Source organism: Vibrio agarivorans (assembly GCF_030409635.1).
GTDB classification, from domain to species: Bacteria; Pseudomonadota; Gammaproteobacteria; order Enterobacterales; family Vibrionaceae; genus Vibrio; species Vibrio agarivorans.
The window spans coordinates 2373560-2389448 of the sequence record NZ_JAUFQF010000004.1; the positions used below are offsets into that span (position 1 = coordinate 2373560).

General features: G+C 45.4%; 14 protein-coding genes. 6 read left to right on the top strand and 8 right to left on the bottom strand.

Annotated features, from left to right (window positions below):
- Positions 1–192: 192 nt before the first annotated feature.
- Positions 193–1368, bottom strand: a complete 1176-nt coding sequence (gene purT / locus QWZ05_RS19440; protein ID WP_290300147.1) for a formate-dependent phosphoribosylglycinamide formyltransferase — start codon at positions 1366–1368, stop codon at positions 193–195.
- A gap of 260 nt (positions 1369–1628) precedes the next feature.
- On the opposite strand from purT, the gene QWZ05_RS19445 reads away from it, so the two are divergent.
- The gene (locus tag QWZ05_RS19445) at positions 1629–3047 is read left to right on the top strand and encodes an SLC13 family permease (protein ID WP_290300149.1); all 1419 of its coding nucleotides are present in this window, start codon (positions 1629–1631) and stop codon (positions 3045–3047) included.
- A gap of 15 nt (positions 3048–3062) precedes the next feature.
- Positions 3063–3539, top strand: coding sequence for a response regulator (locus QWZ05_RS19450; RefSeq protein ID WP_264877403.1), 477 nt, complete (start codon positions 3063–3065; stop codon positions 3537–3539).
- Between the two features lie 729 nt (positions 3540–4268).
- On the opposite strand, the gene cdd is transcribed toward QWZ05_RS19450, so the two are convergent.
- The 5 genes from cdd to QWZ05_RS19475 form a co-directional block, all read right to left on the bottom strand.
- The gene (gene cdd / locus QWZ05_RS19455; RefSeq protein ID WP_264877404.1) at positions 4269–5156 is read right to left on the bottom strand and encodes a cytidine deaminase; all 888 of its coding nucleotides are present in this window, start codon (positions 5154–5156) and stop codon (positions 4269–4271) included.
- 141 nt (positions 5157–5297) lie between these two features.
- Positions 5298–5978, bottom strand: a complete 681-nt coding sequence (locus tag QWZ05_RS19460) for an LrgB family protein (protein WP_264877405.1) — start codon at positions 5976–5978, stop codon at positions 5298–5300.
- A gap of 2 nt (positions 5979–5980) precedes the next feature.
- Entirely contained in the window at positions 5981–6355 is a 375-nt protein-coding gene (locus QWZ05_RS19465) for a CidA/LrgA family protein (RefSeq protein ID WP_390216143.1), read from the bottom strand.
- A 14-nt stretch (positions 6356–6369) separates the two neighbouring features.
- A complete protein-coding gene (sbcB, locus tag QWZ05_RS19470; RefSeq protein ID WP_290300152.1) occupies positions 6370–7800 on the bottom strand; it encodes an exodeoxyribonuclease I in 1431 nt (476 codons plus the stop codon).
- Positions 7801–8171: 371 nt separating this feature from the next.
- The gene (locus tag QWZ05_RS19475; protein ID WP_264877422.1) at positions 8172–8930 is read right to left on the bottom strand and encodes a hypothetical protein; all 759 of its coding nucleotides are present in this window, start codon (positions 8928–8930) and stop codon (positions 8172–8174) included.
- Between the two features lie 336 nt (positions 8931–9266).
- Here QWZ05_RS19475 and QWZ05_RS19480 point away from each other — a divergent pair, with 336 nt between their 5' ends.
- Together QWZ05_RS19480 and QWZ05_RS19485 are read left to right on the top strand one after the other, a co-directional pair.
- Positions 9267–10436, top strand: a complete 1170-nt coding sequence (locus QWZ05_RS19480) for a patatin-like phospholipase family protein (RefSeq protein ID WP_290300156.1) — start codon at positions 9267–9269, stop codon at positions 10434–10436.
- Positions 10437–10555: 119 nt separating this feature from the next.
- The gene (locus QWZ05_RS19485) at positions 10556–11578 is read left to right on the top strand and encodes a metal-dependent hydrolase (protein WP_290300158.1); all 1023 of its coding nucleotides are present in this window, start codon (positions 10556–10558) and stop codon (positions 11576–11578) included.
- Positions 11579–11633: 55 nt separating this feature from the next.
- Here QWZ05_RS19485 and QWZ05_RS19490 read toward each other — a convergent pair whose 3' ends face one another.
- Positions 11634–12890, bottom strand: coding sequence for a DEAD/DEAH box helicase (locus QWZ05_RS19490; protein ID WP_290300160.1), 1257 nt, complete (start codon positions 12888–12890; stop codon positions 11634–11636).
- 100 nt (positions 12891–12990) lie between these two features.
- Positions 12991–13668, bottom strand: coding sequence for an NAD(P)H-binding protein (locus QWZ05_RS19495; RefSeq protein ID WP_290300162.1), 678 nt, complete (start codon positions 13666–13668; stop codon positions 12991–12993).
- A 411-nt stretch (positions 13669–14079) separates the two neighbouring features.
- On the opposite strand from QWZ05_RS19495, the gene cobT reads away from it, so the two are divergent.
- Both cobT and QWZ05_RS19505 read left to right on the top strand, forming a co-directional pair.
- Positions 14080–15111 carry a nicotinate-nucleotide--dimethylbenzimidazole phosphoribosyltransferase gene (gene cobT, locus QWZ05_RS19500; RefSeq protein ID WP_290300165.1) on the top strand — a complete coding sequence of 344 codons (1032 nt, stop codon included), beginning with the start codon at positions 14080–14082 and terminating at the stop codon, positions 15109–15111.
- Complete coding sequence (locus QWZ05_RS19505) at positions 15111–15887, top strand: adenosylcobinamide-GDP ribazoletransferase (protein ID WP_290300167.1); 777 nt, start codon at positions 15111–15113, stop codon at positions 15885–15887. Before cobT ends, QWZ05_RS19505 begins: the two co-directional genes overlap by 1 nt.
- Positions 15888–15889 lie beyond the last annotated feature (2 nt).

Here is a 15889-nt window from a genome sequence, read left to right on the forward strand (position 1 = left end):
TTTGACTGACGCGGATAGTCACTAATGCGGATTGTAACTAACGTGGATAGCTACTAGCGTTGATAGTTACTAACGCTTGAATACAACAAAGCCCTTATTATCCATGCGTATTAATAAGGAAGTAAGGGCTTTGAACGTATTAACGGGCCTGTAAAATCACGCTATCCGTTAATTTAAACTCACTGAACGAGCCTAGTAGCTGATCTTAACCTGTTTAGTCGCTTCCACAGCGTCTTCTACTGCTTTTTCGATAGAGTTGCGGCGTGTAACAATCACTCCAAGGCGACGGCGACCATCAATATCTGGCTTACCGAAAAGACGAATTTGCGTTTGTGGTTGCGCAACTGCTTGGGCAATACCATCAAACTGAATGTCTTGAGACGTGCCTTGGCCCAAAATGACCGCTGATGCTGCTGGGCCAAACTGAGTAATGGCAGAAATAGGCTGGCCAGTAAATGCACGAACGTGCAATGCAAACTCTGACATGTCTTGAGACATCAGAGTTACAAGTCCAGTATCGTGTGGGCGAGGAGAGACTTCATTGAAGATCACTTTATCGCCTTTTACGAAAAGCTCCACACCAAAGATACCGTAACCACCAAGTGCATTAACGATTTGTTCTGCCGTGTATTCTGCGGCTTTCAAGGCAGTATCAGACATCGCTTGTGGCTGCCAAGACTCGCGATAGTCACCATCTTCTTGGCGATGGCCAATAGGTGCACAGAAGTGAACGCCATCAACTGCACGAACGGTCAGTAGAGTGATCTCATAATCAAAGTCGATAAAGCCTTCAACAATCACACGGCCAGCACCTGTGCGGCCGCCTTCTTGAGCGTATTCCCAAGCTTGGTCGACATCTTCCAGTGTTTTAATCACACTCTGGCCTTTACCAGAAGAGCTCATTACCGGTTTACAAACACAAGGTACGCCCACTTCATTAACCGCAGCAACAAACGCGTCATAGTCGTCAGCAAACTGGTAAGGGGACGTTGTTAGGCTTAACTCTTCAGCCGCAAGGCGGCGGATGCCTTCACGGTTCATCGTCAGTTTCGTCGCCTTCGCTGTTGGAACGACATTCAAACCTTGCTGCTCTAGCTCAACCAATGTATCAGTCGCGATCGCTTCAATCTCTGGCACAACGTAATCTGGCTGCTCTTTTTCGATAAGCGCTGCGAGTGCATCACCATCAAGCATATCTAGCGCGTAGCTGCGATGAGCCACTTGCATCGCAGGTGCGTTTTCGTAACGGTCACAAGCAATCACTTCAAAACCTAGGCGCTGACATTCAATCGCCACTTCTTTACCTAACTCACCAGAACCGAGTAGCAATACTTTTGTTGCACTCTTCGCCGTCGCAGTACCAAACATAGAATAATCCTCTTAGTGCTTTCGCGATCATGATTAATAGCTGCGGATAATACTGTATCTTAGATGAAAAGCAAACGTTTGCGCGCGTTCGCTTACGGATTGTTCGTTATTGGTGGGATCAAGCGAAAACTCTGACTATTCATTGATCTAACGCTAAGTAATTAAATGTTACATTGAGCGAAAATGATGCAGTTAGGCGTTTACTTACTGAAAGTAAACGCTATTTGTTTATGGAACGCTTAAATGGAATTAGAGACGCTATGAAACTGTCGTTAAAATTCGTTATTCCCCTCGTTATACCGCTGATGATCTTGTTGCTACCAACAAGTGCTTTTCCTTTTGAGGGACTGACGATTATTCAACAACGTGTAATCGCAATTTTCTTTCTTGCTGCTTTGTGTTGGGTATTTGAACCCATTCCAATTTACGCTACTTCAGTAGTGGTGATTGTACTAGAGCTATTGTTACTCTCCGATAAGGGCATACTGTGGTTTAGAAGTGGGGAAGGCGAACCAGAGTTTGGTGAGCTGCTTGCTTATCAAGATTTGATGGCTACGTTTTCTAGCCCGATCATTATGCTGTTTCTCGGCGGCTTCTTTTTGGCTATGGCAGCAACCAAATACCGACTCGACGTTAACTTAGCGCGAGTGATGTTAAAGCCGTTCGGCAACCAACCTAAATATGTGATGCTCGGTTTAATGTTGATTACTGGTGTGTTCTCGATGTTTATGTCGAATACAGCAACCACGGCGATGATGCTCTCTATCCTTGCACCAGTGATTGCCGTGTTTGGCGCTGAAGATAAAGGGCGCATAGCACTCGCATTATGTATTCCTGTCGCTGCAAACATTGGTGGGATTGGTACGCCGATCGGCACGCCGCCCAACGCGATTGCACTTAAATACCTAGTCGATGAACACACCATTACATTTGGGGAGTGGATGGCGTTTGGTATTCCTTTCGTTGTTGTGATGATGGCCATTGCATGGGTGTTGATGTGTAGGTTGTATCCATCAGATCAAGAGACAGTTAACCTAGATATCAAAGGTAAGTTCCTGAAAACGCCAAAAGCCATCACGGTATATATCACCTTCGGCTTAACCATCCTTTTATGGCTGATGGGATCATCTCATGGAATGAACTCTTATACCGTTGCTTTAATCCCGGTGGCTGTGTTCTCAATGACAGGCATAATTAATAAAGAAGATCTGAAAGGGATCTCTTGGGATGTGTTATGGCTAGTCTCAGGCGGTATCGCATTGGGCCTTGCGCTAGATAAAACAGGGTTGGCCAAGTTGGTGGTAGGCAGTATTCCATTCGGCATTTTGTCACCATACGCGGTGCTAGTTGGTGCAGCTGCCCTCTGTTTGTTAATGGCGAACTTCATGTCACATACGGCAACGGCTAACTTGTTGATGCCAATTATGGCAGCGCTTGGTTTATCGATGGAAGGGCTTCTGCCATTGGGTGGCATCATGACTCTTATCTTAGTGGTGACGTTTGCGGCTTCACTGGGTATGTCACTGCCAATCAGTACACCACCGAATGCATTAGCTCACGCCACTGGATTTGTTAACACAAAGCAGATGGCGCGCGTTGGCGTTATTTTGGGGCTGATTGGTGTTGCCCTAAGTTTCGTTATGGTTTGGATTCTTAATATTATTGGCTTTATTCAGTAGTTCACGGAGGAAGATATGGAATCATTGTATGTAATTTGTGTTGATGATCAGCGTGAGGTATTAAGTGCTGTTGTCGCAGATATGGCAGCATTAAGTGATTGGCTTACAATCGAAGACTGTGAATCTGCCGATGAGGCCTTTGACTTAATGGAAGAGCTTGATGCTGAAGGTCAGCACATTGCAGTTGTGATCTCTGACCATGTTATGCCGGACAAAACCGGGGTTGAGTTGCTCAAAGAGATCCACTTAGATGGCCGCTTTACCCAAACCAAAAAAGTGTTGTTAACCGGACAGGCCACACACAGCGACACCATTGAAGCAATCAATGATGCTGGGGTAGAGCACTACTTTGAAAAGCCTTGGGATGCAGAAAAACTAGTGAATACGGTACGGGTATTAGCGACCAAGTTTGTTTTCGATAGTAAGCTTGACCACTTGCCGCTGGTAGAACACCTCGATCCACAAACCATGTTTACAAAAATGAAAGGCTAACCCTTTCAATCACAACAGTTAGATTTAAAGCGGCTCACAAAGCGATTTGTGAGCCGCTTCTTGTTTTTACCTACCCAAAAGACGGCATAGACTCAGTTGTCATGAAATGACCTACTCAGAATCCCGCAAGTTGCCTAACCTATTTTCTTACTTAAATCGTCTGCACTGAATAAAGAGTGGCAAGACACGCAATTCGAGATCGTATAAATGCAACTATTCCATCGAAATCGTGAGACTAAACAGGAACGTTTGCAGCGACTCATCGAACAATCCGATCCATCGGCTACCCAGCCTTTGGGTTTAAGGGATTTTGTCTTGGCGCTTATGATTGCTTTGACGGTCATTCTCATCATTTATTAATCTAGCAAGGACGTCATTAACCTGAAGGAATAGGGTGTTGTGAAACAGGTAAAGTGACATATGCAAAACGCATTGAGCCAGTTTATCAAGCCTAAAAAACGTCAAAGAAAAGGCTTGGAGAAACCGAACCCCCGCGGTCATGGCACGCCCTATAGTAGTGAGCGTTCGGCCACTCGTCGGCCTTTGATTGATGAAGCCATGCCACCGTTAGAATCCTTTTTAGTCAAACATATTCGGTCACGGGAAAGTGCTTAGAGGGTGTTAAATATCACCTCGAATAAACCGTCGATAGTAAGACGTCAAGCAACAAAAAAGCGCATCAGTTTATCGTGATGCGCTTTATTGAATTCTGAAGCCTTACAGCAACCATCAAATTGCAGCGTACTCAACCGTGATTTCGGGATTGATCGTTTCTAAAGTTGATTGCATTTCCGGTAAGTGACTAATCTTACCACTCGCAAGTTCCACTAGTGCTGCGGATTTGATGTCAGTAAGACTCAAGCCAGCAATAAGAAGCTGTACGATAGCTACTTGCAGTGGAGGCAGGCTCGGGTTGAACGCCGCATTTTCGGCATAAGCGCCTTTAAAAATACGACCATCGTTCACTTCAATTGCGACACCACTTAAGTTGCCCGTATAGGGTGCATGGCTCTGGTTCAGCGCTTCAACAGCACCATTCACCAGTGTATCAACGTCTGATAAATCGTAGCCGTGATCGACAGGTGTCATTAAGCCCGACTCAATACCTAAGTCACTCGGGCCAAACGATTCTGGTAGATACTCTTGCAGTGTTTTTGCATCACGTTGCGGTAACTGAACGGTTAACGTCTGAGCGGTAGAAAGCTCATTCATGAACTGACGACAGTGACCACAAGGGCTGTAGTTGATCGTAATGTCTGAAAGACCGGTTTCGCCTTTCATCCATGCATGACTGATTGCTGATTGTTCTGCATGGACAGTTTGGGCGAGCTGCGCCCCAAGGATCTCCATGTTTGCGCCAAAGTACAGATTACCAGACGTGCCTTGTACTATTGCACCAACAAAAAACTCAGAGATTGGCGCATAAGAGTATGCGGCAGCAAAGGGCAGTAGCGCGACTTTGAGTTCACTGACTGTTAGTGCAGTGGCTTGTTGCAGTTCGCTGAACTGCTGTGGGGTAATCACCCCATCAAATGATTCACTATTGAATAGCGCAGAAAAAGAATGACGTTGAGGCTCAGGAATCTGTGCTAGAGCCAGTTCAAAACGAGTCGACATTTTTCATCCTCGAAATTAATTATGCCTTCATTGTAATTCATCGTGACGTCATTGCAGTGATCTTTGTCACTGCAATGTGCTGCAATTTACCAAAATTGCACAAATATAGTGATGTATATCACTGAAGCGTCAAGGGTAGGGTTACGAGGTTGTTAGCCAAATTGCCATAGACATGATCATCGGCGCAGCAATAGAGGTGACAATACCGCAGATGACAAGAGACAGCGAGCTAAACGCTGCATCTTGGTTGTTCTTCTCCGCACTGGTAGCAGTACCTAGCGCGTGCGAGACACATCCCATGGTTAACCCTCGTGATATTGGGCTTTTAATGTTGAGAAGGCGATAAATAGGGTAGGCCAGAATAGCGCCAAATAGCCCGGCGATGAGTACCATAATTGCCGCGATAGCAGGGACTCCACCAAGAAAGCTCGCGATTTCCATCGCAATAGGCGTTGTAACAGATTTCCCCATTAAACTGGCAAGCAACTCAAAGTCCACATTGAGCAGCAGTGCAAACCCGACCGTAGAAAGCATACTCATCAAACTACCAATGGTACAACTGAGAATAATCAGCTTCCAGTTTCGTCGGATTTGCGGTAACTGTTCATACAATGGGAACGCAAGCGCTACCACCGCTGGCTGCAGTAACCAAGTCACCCACTCATTGTCGGCGTAATAGGTTTCATAAGGTATGTTGAGCAGGGTCAGAATAGGAATAATGACCATTAAGCTCACGAGTAACGGGTTAAACAGTGGGGAACGAATCTTGATACAGATTTTGCGTACCAAGACAAAAATGATCAGAGTGAATACGAACCACATCGTTATATGTCCTTACTGACGAGTTTTTCGATGCAGTAGCTCATTACTATCAAAACGATGGCTGAGCCCGCAACGACACTAGCAATGATCGCCAACAAGTTATCCAGCAGAAGGTCAAAATGCACCATCAATCCGGCACTGATTGGGACAAACAAAAAGATCATATGACGAATAAACAGGCTCGCACCAGGCCTAACCCATTCAACGGGCACTAACCCAAGAGCCAGTGCGAAAAACAGAATGAGCATCCCAAAAATACTGCCTGGTACTGATACACCCAATACGGTTTGGAGTGTGATCCCCAGCATCAAGGCGAAGCCAATCAATGCAAACGAACGAGCATACTCAAAAATTGTGAGGAACAATGTCTTAGCAATCACGCGATAGGCCCCTAGTTGACCAACTTGGCAACGTAATCGTACACCGCTTTTAATACTCGCATCTTGTTTTCATCAGATTCATGCTCATGAACTAAGTTCTCAAGATTGAGGGTATAATCTTGTAAACGCGATTCAAAATAGTCACGGCAATGCGCCATCCATTTTTGTTGCTCTGTTTCAGTTAATGTCCATGGGAAGTGACGAGCACGATAGCGGAACAGAAGTGGCGCGATACGCTGGTCATCAAAGGTAATATCTAAACTGCCGAGTGCTTCTGGAGACTGACTAAGGATAACATCCATTGCCGCGCGATCGGCTGGGTTAAAGAAGCTATCATAAAGCATGCTATCCACGTTTTTCGATGCAGAGTCGTATTCTCTTTCTTGTTGATAAATAGAAAGGAGTTTTTCACGGATCTCTGGGTGTTGACGAAGTAGTGCTAAATTCGCTAAACACTTTTCACGGTCGATACCGATATTGGCCGCGTTCTCAGCCGTCAGTGTCTTGGCTGGCGCGAGAATAGGGCATTTGTTCAGTTGAACCAGTTTGATCGGCGCTGGTAGTAAGTCTTGTGCTTCAAGATCTGAACGCTTAGTGTATAAACGTTCACGTAAGCTCTCTGCATCAAGCTCTAAAATAGGTGACACGTCTTTGGCTAGGTCAACTACAATGACCGCATTTTTATTGGTCGGGTGCCAAGCCACAGGCACAATCCAACTCGTGTATTGGCATTCACGGCCCAACATGCCACTCACATGCATCAAGGGCTTCATTTCGACAATATCTATCAGCTCGTTAAGCTTTCGCTTGTGTCGATACTGCAAGAAAAAGTCGAACAGCTTAGGCTGCGCCGCCTTGAGTTTCTTTGCCATTTCAATGGTCGCAATCACATCTGCCATCGCATCGTGTGCATTCTCATGCTCGATGTCATTCGCTACCGAAAGATGTTCAAGCTTAAAGCTAGTGTAGCCTTCATCATTCTCAGGCCAGTTAATCCCATCGGGTCTTAACGCATGACAAGCACGCATCACATCCAAGAGATCCCAGCGTGAGTTACCGTTTTGCCAACTCCAAGCGTACGGGTCGATAAAGTTGCGATAGCAAGTGTAGCGCGTCACCTCATCATCAAAGCGAATACTGTTATAACCCAAGCTAGTGGTATTCGGTTTAGAAAGCTCTTCATGGATACGACGAATGAACTCTGGCTCAGGCAAGCCCTCTGCATTGGCTTTTTGAGGAGTAATGCCAGTAATCAATGCCGCTTCCGGTGACGGAAGATAATCAGAAGGCAGTTGGCAATAGATAACTAACGGCTCACCAATGACGTTAAAGTTCTCGTCAGTACGAACCCCCGCAAACTGGCTAGGCCTATCTGTTGCGGGGTTAGTGCCCCAGGTTTCGTAATCAAAGAAGAAGAATGTAGGTTGATTCTCTGTGGGCATAAGCGAGTCCGGTACTTGATGTTTTGGGGCGTATTTCTACTGGTTTGTCAATATTATGAGTCTCATTTGTTTAATCTTGCTTTGTTATGCCCAGTTTGAGCTTGATACTAAAGCACACATTTGACGTCTAAAAGTCTCTATGGCTGACACTAAAATTCGGTTTATCAGAGAGATACAGTCAAACTCACAATATCGATGTTAAGTATCCGACAATTAACCCAAAGCAAGCAAGGACTATTCACAAAAAGATGCTTTAGCTAAGGGAGCTTGGACGTACGTTAGAAAGTTAAGTGAGTGAGAGGATTCTGCCAATTTATCGGGGGGTAGCATGCGCCGACGGAAACTCGTGGCCGACGCTTTCTTTATACTGCTTAATACAGGTTGAGTTGGCGCTGATAAGTACTTTCGTTAGTGTTGTAGCGGAAGGAGCCAGACAGGGCATCAAAGTAATCAACTAACGGAGCACTTTGGTCCAAAAACTGATCATCCAAAGAGACTTCGTTCTCACAACCATTATCAATACGGGTAGACGTTGGCGAAGTGTAAACACAATCATATTGTTGAGTATTGTCATTCCAACGCTTTGTCTTATTACTCGTTCCGATAGTGGCGCTTACCTGTTTAACGTTGTCGAAATCAAAATTGTTGACGACCTCAATACGATCGAAGGGAAACTCACCTAAAAAGATAGCTTTCCTCATCGTAGGTGTGCTGGAGCTGCTCAGTGACTTGTCAGAAAACTCTTCTGTCGCGATGCCGAGACGAACTTTACGTATTGCATGCAAGTTGGTTCTATTGTTCGCGGTGTAAAACCTGAGTGAAAGAATACCGTCTTCCTCTATGGGCTGACCAAACTCAAACCATTCATAAAGTGTTTCAGTCGCGCGGTATGTGGTTCTTGCGGGGGCGCATTCACTGTGTAAAACCTGACGCCCAAATTGGCTGTATCCAATTCTGGTTTCTCTACCCGTGTCGATTCGATAGACATCTCGAGTACCAAATGAACCATCAATGTCACGATTGTCGACAGTTGTGCAGCGAGCGCCTCCACTCACAATGGAGATATTGCATCCGGAAAGAACGAGTGCCAAAAAGAAAACAACTGCGATGCGATTAACATAAAACATCATATACCTCCGTTATCGCTGTTTCTATAAGTCTTGCATAGGCAAAGTGGGTTGCAAGTTTGCCATTGAGAATAGGTATGATTGACATAGTGAGGTTAAAGGTACTCGCGGTTATTGATTCTCAATGAGAGCAAAAGGGAAGGTTTTATATACAAGTTAGTCGATGTGTGCAGCTCCGCGCTTTGACAGGCGATTCCTGAGCTTAGCAACAATGGTTGTCATAATTTCTTAGCATTAAAGTGCTTCACAACTCGGTGGCACATCGTCTATTAATATTCTATTCACAATACGAGTCACTGAATCAGGTACTGGGTGTAAAGGATTATTGGATGATCGACGATGCGTAAAACCTTATGGACAGTATTGAGTTTGTTGACTTTGGTGGCTTGTTCTTCCACCGAAAGGAAGGCCATTGAGATTTCGGATGACTACGCGCCTTTAGAAAGTGAGTTTATTCGAACATGGGATGGTGATGCGAACAGTTTTGATAGTGCATTATTTAATCGCTACAGCAGAGAGCATTTCCAAAATCGCCTCAATCAAGATGGGGTAGTCAACTATCTCGCACTTTCTGGTGGTGGTTTTAATGGTGCATTTTCGGCCGGTATATTAACTGCGTGGACAGAAAAAGGCACACGACCAGAGTTTGATGTTGTCACAGGTGTTTCTACTGGGGCTATCGTGTCTATCTTTGCTTTTCTGGGCAGTGATTATGACCATGTACTTAAAGAGCTTTATACAGAGACGGATTTTAACGATCTGTTTGAAACCAACAATGTATTCTCTATTTTTAGTGAGAAGGCGCTGTTTGATAACTCTAAGTTTGAAGCCAAAGTTCAGTCCATCATTAACGATCAACTGGTGACAGAGATAGCCTTTGAAAGTCGCCTTGGCAGAAAACTATTTATTGGCACTGCTGACCTTGATCATCAAAGACTTGCGATTTGGGATATTGGCCGGATAGCCGAATATGGTTCTCCTAAAGCAACACGGCTTATCCAAGACCTTATTATTGCCAGCAGTTCAGTTCCAGGCGCATTTCCTGTGCGTAAGATTGAACTCAATATAGAGGGAACGACATTTGATGAGCTGCATGTTGATGGTGGTATTGTGCGTCAGGTGTTTTTCGCTCCTCAATGGTTTGATATAAAAACAATGGCCAGTGGGGATAAACAGAACCTCTATGTGCTTAGAAATGGTACACTTCATCCAAAATACAAGCCCACCCAGATCAGCTTCTTTGATATCTCTGCCCGGTCGATGGATACGCTTTTATTGAGTCAAGGAGTAGGGGATATTGAGTTTATCTTTCACTATGCGCAAGGCAACAATATCAATTTTAACTTAGCTTATATTGGACAAGACTTTCCCGAGGTTGAAGGAGAAGACCCAATGGGGAAAGACTATATGCAAAGGCTTTATCAATATTCGTACCGCAAAAAAGTCAATGATGTGGCTTGGGAATCAGTGCCGCCATCGATTCGTTTTTTGTATCCACCTCGGCGCTAATCTTGAAAAAGGGGTTGGTAAAACTATGTAAATCTAGACAAGATTTGCAACGTACAATTTGACACAGACTTGGGGAAATAATAATTTTCGTCACTCATTCAACACGGCTTAAATAATATATGGATTCAATTACACAGGCGGCGCTTGGTGCCACGGTCGCGGGTGCGATAGCGGGTAAGCGTTGCAATGCAAAGGTTCTGCTGGTAGGCGCTTTACTGGGTACGTTACCCGATCTCGATGTATTTCTCGATTATGGTGATGCGGTGAACAACACTATTAAGCACCGCGGGTTCAGCCATTCTTTATTCGTTCTGCCGCCCTTAGCGTTACTGATTTCATGGTTATATAGCCGTTTTAGACCGGATACGTTTTGGTCTTTTAAGCGTGTCTCTTTTGTCACCCTTAGCGTTTTGATCACGCACACCTTGCTTGATGCAATGACAACCTATGGCACTCAATTATTGTGGCCGTTGGATGGTTATTTCGAGCTACGCAATGTGTTTATTATTGATCCCTTATATACATTGCCTCTTATGCTCGCTATTGGTGTAGCCTGTTTTGCCAAGCAACACGGCGGGCGATGGTGTCAGGCAGTCGTATTGATATCCACCTTGTACCTCGGATGGGGCTATACCGCTCAGCAAGTCGTCGCTAAGCGTGTAGAGGCCAATCTTGCTGCGCAAGCGATACCGAGTGAGCGTGTGTTGATTACGCCAACCCCGTTTAATACTGTGTTGTGGCGCATAGTGGTGATGGATGACGGAAAATACTGGGAAGGATTGGCTTCTCTCTTCGATCAAGATAGTCATATAGAATTCGTAAATCGACCTCTCAGCGCATGGCCTTTAGAAGAGGAACCAACGACGTTAATGGGGCTGCGTGCATTCTCGCACGGGTATCTCAATTATCGAGAAGAGAGCGGTATGTTGATCGTATCTGACCTACGACTTGGTATGGCGAACAACCTATCATTTGAATTTGCATTTGCTGAACGAGACGAAGTTGGGGAGTGGGCACTGCTTGAATCAACCCAACGATACCCTGGTGAACGTGGTTTTGAGCATCTGAATACCTTGTGGGAGCGCCTGAAAGGGGATCAGGAAATTGATGCAAACTTGCAGCGGGTAGAGCGGACATTATAGCAAATCGAAAAAGGGTCAGAGTCAATTTCACCTAATTGACTCTGACCCTTTTTCGTTATTTCTTGTTCTTTTTCTTACCTGTCCCAGCAGGTTTTGCTCGAGGCTTCATTGGCGCGAAGTAGGCTTCGCTGTAGTCTTCATCTACTTCAAATCCTTCGACTTGCTCACGCTCTAGACGAATTTTGTTTTTCTTTTCGATGACTTTAAAGTGATGGTAATCATCGTAGTCAATCAGAGAAATGCCCAGACCAATTTCGCCAGCACGACCACTTCGACCGATACGATGCATATAATCAGCAGGGCTGCGTGGCAGATCAAAGTTAATCACGACAGGTAGCTTATCGATATCAAGACCACGAGCTGCAATATCTGTAGCGATCAACACCTCAATCTCACCTGATTTGAACCCGTCGAGAACACGAGTTCGAGCGCCTTGGCCTTTGTCACCGTGGAACACTTCAGCAGTAATACCCCGCTTTGAAAGCTTTTGTGCCAAGTGGTTACATGCGTTCTTGGCGTTGACGAAAATAAGCGCTTGTCGCCATTGATTCTGTTTGATTAGCTGAGCAAGAACGGCTGTTTTTTGACCTTTGTTGACGGTGAAAACACGCTGTACAAGCGTGCTAGCATCAGCGCTTTGTAACTGAATCTCAACTGGGTTATGCAATAGCGAAGCAGTCAGAGTGTTGACCTTTTCTGGAAATGTCGCAGAAAATAGCAGAGTCTGTTTTTGCTTAGGTAGCTGTGACAGTATCTGATTTAGCTCTTCAGTAAAGCCTAGGCTTAACATGCGATCGGCTTCGTCTAGCACTAACGTTTTTACTTTGTTTAGCTTTATAGCGTTGCTTGATACTAGGTCAAGCAAACGGCCTGGTGTCGCCACAATAATGTCGGCGCCGCCGCGCAGTGCAAGCATTTGAGAGTTCGCAGAAACGCCACCAAATACAGCAACGGTCTTGATCTGATTTCTTAGGTGATATGAGTAAGACTTGATGTTGTATGCCACTTGAGAGGCGAGCTCGCGTGTAGGAACAAGGACTAGGTGAGAAACAAAGTTCCCACCCTTTCTGCTGGATGCCTTGTCAGATACACTTTCTTTCAGTAGCTGTTGAATTAACGGAAGAGCAAACGCCGCCGTTTTACCAGAGCCAGTATTTGCACCACCAATCAGATCTTTGCCTTGAAGAATGTGTGGGATCACTTCGGTTTGGATCGGAGTGGGCTCGCGATACTCAAGCTCTTCCAATCGTTCAAGAAGTTGAGAAATCACGCCAAGATTGGCAAAGGAGGTTGGTGTTGTCATTAAAGTCACGATACTGATACAAAAAGGGCGTGTATCTTAGTCTATTTGACGGGCAGGAAAAAGGGTCAGAGTCAATTAACGCTTAGCGTTAATTGACTCTGACCCTTTTTTACCGAACTAATCTTTCCATATCTCGGCTAAACAGAACTTGCGCTTTCTTGTCTGACTGAATGGCGATTTGCATGGATTGTGCCACGGTTTTACCATGGATAAGGCGATAGTTTCGAAGTTTGCCTTTCATTATCGGTTGTATAACTTTAAGCACCGCGGAAGTGATGAGTTCGTTGGTACGCTGCTCTTCTCTCAATCCTTCTAAGGGCCCCGGTCTAAAAATGCTCAAATGTTCGAAGTTCAGAGCAGAAAGGTTATCTTCCATTTGGCCTTTGCACTTGAGATAGTGGCCTAAGCTGGTGGATGACGCCCCAATACTCGACACTACGGCCAGTCGTTCGACACCAACGGTTTTGAGTTGCTGAGCAACCTTGGTGACAAGGTGCAAATCAACGTCAGCAAGTGCCTCTTTTGAGCCGGCTTGTTTAAGTGTCGTGCCTAGTGCGATGAAGCCATACATTGGCGCTTGTGCTAATGTCGGCAAGTGCTGGGTATCCAGTTCTAGTTTTGGATCTAGGCACTGAATTAAGCGCTTATCTCGATAGGGGAGTTCTCGCCTCGATAAAGCTAACACGGCTTTGCAGTTTTTATCTTCTAACAGTAGCTTGACCAACTCTTCGCCTATTAAGCCAGTCGCGCCAGCGATAACCGCTGTGTATTCCTGTTGCGAGGTCATGAGTTTACTCCAATGAGTGATTAAACGGTGCCGCAAAGGGAGTAATCCATTGCTCCCTATGCTTGGTTAGTAAAATATCACCGAATCACTTATTGCGCACCTTATGTCATTGAAAGTGGGACTTTTCTACTGCTATTAGGTTTCCTAGCGGGTGCACGTTTCTTCGACTGTTGATTAGCAAACATATGGACTCCTTGTTATATATTGTTTTGTCAGCCAACGTTTGATGTCTTTACATTATAGACAATGGCGGTTCTAGACGATCACAGGCAGCAACGTTTTGCCGACCTTCCCGTTTAGCTTCGTTGTAGCCGTAGACAGTCAAGCACGCTAAACTCATGAAAAACTGTCAAGAATAGGCTTTTCTCAAAGCAACCTTCAGTGCTAACAGACCGATACAATAAGGACGTTATGATGCTTAACTCACCACTGAGCCAAGATATTCAAAATAAGATCAACAGCAAAACTAAGCCACTTGGTGCACTGGGGCAACTTGAACAAGTCGCGCTGCAGATGGCTGTGATTCAAGGTAAAGGAGCAGAGACAGCACCAGAGTCCATTCTGGTGAAAAAGCCAACGCTAATCATTTTTGCTGGGGATCATGGCATTGCCGAGCAGGGGGTGAGTATTGCACCTAGTGTTGTGACTCAGCAGATGGTGGCAAACTTTTTAGCAGGAGGCGCTGCGGCGAACTGTTTTTGTCGAACCAATGATGTTGCGATGGAAATTGTCGATTGTGGGATGATTGCGCCTGTACCTTCAAAGGCCGAACACTATTTTGAACAGCGTTTAGGAGAAGGAACGCGTGATTTCTCGCAACAGGCCGCCATGACATTAGAACAGGTTGAACGTGGCCTTAAACTGGGAGCTGAACGGGTACACAGCCTTGCTGATCAAGGGTGTAATACAGTGATGTTTGGTGAGATGGGCATTGGTAATACAAGTAGTGCCGCTGCGCTATTAGCGGTGCTCTCCAAGCAACCTGTCGAGCAATGTGTTGGCTATGGGACAGGGGTCAGTAATCAACAGCTGGCGCTTAAGCGAACGTTAATCGAGCAAGCGGTTATCAGGGTATCAGAGGCAACACCTAAGCAAGCACTGATTGAAGTGGGCGGCTTTGAAATTGTGCAAATAGTGGGGGCGTTTCTCGCCGCCCAAGAGCACAACATGATTGTGCTTGTCGACGGTTTTATTGTGTCGGTTGCTGCCTATGTTGCGACCCTGATGCGTGAAGAGTGCTTAGAGCAAATGATTTTTGCGCATTGCTCTCAAGAGTCAGGGCATCAGCTGTTACTTGCACTTTTAGAAGCTAAACCATTACTTGATTTAGCGCTAAGATTAGGAGAGGGGACCGGCGCCGTTCTTGCTTTACCTTTATTGAGAGCAAGCGCAGAGTTTTACAACACTATGGCAAGCTTTGAACAAGCTGGAGTTACTGTTTAATGGTTAAATTTTTAAAGTACCAATGGGAACTGTTTTGGCTCGCGTTGGGCTTTTTTTCTCGCATTCCAATACCTCAATCAACGCCGTACTCTGAAGAGCGCATGAACCGCTCAGGGCGTTATTTTCCATTGGTAGGCTTAGCGCTTGGTGCGATCGTTTATGCTGGCTATTGGGCGTTTAGTTATGTGCTGCCAATCGAGGTGGCAGTGCTACTCACAATGATATTGAGCGTACTATTGACTGGGGCGTTTCACGAAGATGGTCTTGCAGATATGGCCGATGGCATCGGTGGAGGCATGACGGTTGAGCGCCGTTTAGAGATCATGAAAGACAGTCGCTTGGGGACGTATGGTACGATTACCCTCATATTGGCGCTGTTCTTAAAGTGGCAATTGTTGGTGACACTTTTTGGTTCAGGCCTCATTAGCCCAATGTTAGTGTTGCTTATTGGCTATGGGTTAAGTCGCGCAGTCGCTGTCACGCTTATCTATGACATGAAGTATGTAACGGATAGTGCGGGCAGTAAAAGTAAGCCGTTGGCCCAAAGGCAAACTCTGGCTGAGTTTTGGTGCGCGATAGCCATTGGTGTCACGCCTTTGATAGGTATTCCTCCAGTACCAGCATCCATCATGCTGGTTTCGATGATGATCTTACGGGTATTGTTCCAAATCTGGTTAGACAAACGCTTAGGGGGCTTTACTGGTGACTGTTTAGGTGCGGTTCAACAAGTGTCTGAACTGACGTTGTACATCATCATGCTCATGATGATTCAATAGTG

Bases quoted from the DNA above. Each gene is read 5' to 3' on its own strand.
- cdd (WP_264877404.1), bottom strand. From the start codon at position 5,156: ATGTCGACTCGTTTTGAACTGGCTCTAGCACAGATTCCTGAGCCTCAA.
- QWZ05_RS19495 (WP_290300162.1), bottom strand. From the start codon at position 13,668: ATGACCTCGCAACAGGAATACACAGCGGTTATCGCTGGCGCGACTGGC.
- QWZ05_RS19505 (WP_290300167.1), top strand. From the start codon at position 15,111: ATGGTTAAATTTTTAAAGTACCAATGGGAACTGTTTTGGCTCGCGTTG.
- QWZ05_RS19445 (WP_290300149.1), top strand. From the start codon at position 1,629: ATGAAACTGTCGTTAAAATTCGTTATTCCCCTCGTTATACCGCTGATG.
- purT (WP_290300147.1), bottom strand. From the start codon at position 1,368: ATGTTTGGTACTGCGACGGCGAAGAGTGCAACAAAAGTATTGCTACTC.
- cobT (WP_290300165.1), top strand. From the start codon at position 14,080: ATGATGCTTAACTCACCACTGAGCCAAGATATTCAAAATAAGATCAAC.
- QWZ05_RS19485 (WP_290300158.1), top strand. From the start codon at position 10,556: ATGGATTCAATTACACAGGCGGCGCTTGGTGCCACGGTCGCGGGTGCG.
- sbcB (WP_290300152.1), bottom strand. From the start codon at position 7,800: ATGCCCACAGAGAATCAACCTACATTCTTCTTCTTTGATTACGAAACC.
- QWZ05_RS19460 (WP_264877405.1), bottom strand. From the start codon at position 5,978: ATGTGGTTCGTATTCACTCTGATCATTTTTGTCTTGGTACGCAAAATC.
- QWZ05_RS19480 (WP_290300156.1), top strand. From the start codon at position 9,267: ATGCGTAAAACCTTATGGACAGTATTGAGTTTGTTGACTTTGGTGGCT.
- QWZ05_RS19450 (WP_264877403.1), top strand. From the start codon at position 3,063: ATGGAATCATTGTATGTAATTTGTGTTGATGATCAGCGTGAGGTATTA.
- QWZ05_RS19475 (WP_264877422.1), bottom strand. From the start codon at position 8,930: ATGATGTTTTATGTTAATCGCATCGCAGTTGTTTTCTTTTTGGCACTC.